The sequence below is a fragment of the Vaccinium witches'-broom phytoplasma str. VAC genome (assembly GCF_000309405.1).
In the GTDB taxonomy this organism is placed as follows: Bacteria; Bacillota_I; Bacilli_A; order Acholeplasmatales; family Acholeplasmataceae; genus Phytoplasma.
Map to the genome: position 1 here is coordinate 1 of NZ_AKIN01000191.1, position 651 is coordinate 651.

The following is a 651-nucleotide window of genomic DNA, read 5'->3' on the forward strand; positions in this document are numbered from 1 at the left end:
TCTTGTATTATAGACTCTTTTAACAACCAAATAATTGCTTCTCACACTTCAAACCAACAAAATAAAGATTTAGTTTTAAATACTATTAAAAAACTTCCAAAAATTATTAATCCTTGCGTCATTCATTCTGATCAAGGAAAAGTTTATCAATCGCTCAAAATTCAAAAAACTTTAACAAAAAAAGGTTTTTTAATCAGCATGTCAAGAAAAGCCACCCCTCGTGATAACGCCGTTATTGAAAACTTTTTCGGTCAAATGAAAACCATCTTACAACATCAAAATCCTTTTTTATTTCAAAAATCTCCTGATAAAATGAAAAAATTAATTAATCATTTTCCTCAATTTTGGAATAATAAGTGGATTTTAAGTAAATTAAACTATTCAACTCCATCTCAATATATTCAAAATCTAAGATAAATTTTTAGTTAAATGAATATAAAATAATATAACCTTGAAAAAGGTTACTTTAATGCGCCTTTTTTAAAGAAAAATGTTAAATTGATATCAAAGATTATTTTATTTTCATTTTGTTGGCGACTTTTTCACTTTTTTTACCTAACTATATAGTGTAAAGATAAAATATTAAAAAAAATATCTTTTGAAACTAAAGAATTATCAAAAAAAGTTTAGACACTTTTTTAAACGAAAAAA

Annotated in this window: 1 protein-coding gene; it reads left to right on the forward strand. The window is 23.5% G+C overall.

Going from position 1 to position 651, the window contains the following annotated elements:
• Positions 1–417: DDE-type integrase/transposase/recombinase (locus RI68_RS02865; RefSeq protein WP_017193732.1), on the forward strand; the 417-nt coding region annotated here is incomplete at its 5' end.
• Positions 418–651: the final 234 nt, after the last annotated feature.